Origin of the sequence: Halolamina salina (genome assembly GCF_042678005.1) — an archaeon.
In the GTDB taxonomy this organism is placed as follows: domain Archaea; phylum Halobacteriota; class Halobacteria; order Halobacteriales; family Haloferacaceae; genus Halolamina; species Halolamina salina.
Genome location: NZ_JBHUDH010000058.1, coordinates 523 through 1987, shown reverse-complemented (window position 1 = coordinate 1987; position 1465 = coordinate 523). Strand labels below are relative to the sequence as shown.

Here is a 1465-nt window from a genome sequence, read left to right as displayed (position 1 = left end):
CCGCCTGCACCGGGGGCGACGCCGGGTGTATGGTGAGTGGAACGGTCATTTGAACTCCTCGTACAGGCGGGTGAAGCGGTCGGCGGGCTCCTCCTCCTCCACGTAGTCGACGTCGATCTCGTACCCCTCGGCGCGGACGTGGACGTGGACCGCCTCCAACACGGCGTCGTACTCCTTGTAGTGGTGGCCGCCGGGGTCCAGTCGCTGCTCGTCGGTCAGCAGCCCTGCGGCCTCGAGGCGCTCGACCCGGCGGTAGATCGTCGAGGGGTCGGCGTCGCAGGCGTCGCTGAGCGCCTCGACGGACTTTGGCTCCTCGCGGGTCTCCGCGAGGATCGTCCGGACGTAGTCGTCCCCGAGGAGGTCGACCACGTCCTCGCCGCCGTCGCTCATCGGGTGGGCTGTGGGTGTCCCGGTCGAAATATCCACGGGGTACGCACGGCCGGCGGTTCGCGAGGGAAGAATAAACAGACCGACGCCGAGTTGTCGAGCCGGCAGATCGACCCGAACCCTTATTCCGGCACGCACGCCAGCATCGGCCGATATGCCCTCCCCCACGGCGCTGCCGGCGCGTGACGGCCGGCTCCGATCCTTCCTCGCCGCCCCCGTCCGGCCGCAGACGTACCTGAACCTCGCGTTCGGCGTGCTGGCGTTCCCGCTGGGACTGGTGTACCTCGTGTCCGTGACCGTCGGCCTCGGCCTCGGCGTGGGGCTCTCCGTCGTCCTCGTCGGACTCCCGCTGCTCGCTGCCGTGGTCGCGGGCTCGTTGGTCGCCGCCGCGTTCGAACGACGGCTCACCGCGTGGCTGCTCGGCGTCGACGTGCCCCCCGGGCCGGCGCCGGCCGGCGACGGGCGGTGGGAACGACTCCGCGCGCTCGCGACCGAACCCGGGACGTACGCGCCGCTGCTGTACCTCCCGCTGAAGTTCGTCGCCGGCGCCGTCGCGTTGGTCGTCGTGATGAACGCGCTCGTGACCGGCGTCGCGCTGCTGTCGGTGCCGCTGCACTACGGCGAGCCGGGGCTGTACGTCGGGCTGGTGACGGACCGCCCGGTCGAACTCCACCCCGCGCTCCACTTCGGCTGGAACCGCCTGCTCGTCGGGTTCGAGGCGGTCGTGACGATCGAAGCGTGGCGGATCCGGACGCTGCCGGGGGCGCTCGTCGTCGCCGGCGTCGGGGCGCTCCTGCTGCTGGTCGGCCTCGCGTTCACCAACTGGCTCGCGGGCGCCTACGGGCGGCTGACCGCCCGACTGCTCGCCCGAACGTACGATCCGGTGTCGCTGCTCGGGGACGACTGACGGCTCACCACGCCGACTCCAGCACCTCTTCGATCTCTACGACCGACGGCTGGACCGGCGCCTCAGCGAACAGCCCGTCGTCGTGGATGATCGCCGCGATGTCCGGGAGGTCAGCCCGCGAAAGTCCCTCGATCTCGCGGAGTTCGCTGGGGAGGCCGAGGTCGTCGCGGA

General features: G+C 71.2%; 3 protein-coding genes (1 of these 3 cut by a window edge). 1 reads left to right on the top strand and 2 read right to left on the bottom strand.

The features are described from left to right. Positions 1 to 45: 45 nt before the first annotated feature. Positions 46 to 390: a helix-turn-helix domain-containing protein gene (locus tag ACFR9S_RS06725; RefSeq protein ID WP_379733167.1), complete on the bottom strand. Its 345-nt coding sequence runs from the start codon at positions 388 to 390 to the stop codon at positions 46 to 48. 151 nt (positions 391 to 541) lie between these two features. On the opposite strand from ACFR9S_RS06725, the gene ACFR9S_RS06720 reads away from it, so the two are divergent. Then, entirely contained in the window at positions 542 to 1294 is a 753-nt protein-coding gene (locus tag ACFR9S_RS06720; RefSeq protein WP_379818314.1) for a sensor domain-containing protein, read from the top strand. 110 nt (positions 1295 to 1404) lie between these two features. Here the strand turns inward: ACFR9S_RS06720 and ACFR9S_RS06715 are convergent, their stop codons facing one another. Next, on the bottom strand, positions 1405 to 1465 hold the end of the coding sequence (locus ACFR9S_RS06715) for a hypothetical protein (RefSeq protein WP_459077190.1). It continues 419 nt past the right edge of the window; 61 of the gene's 480 nt are visible here — the last part of the coding sequence; its start codon lies beyond the right edge, outside the window; the stop codon is at positions 1405 to 1407.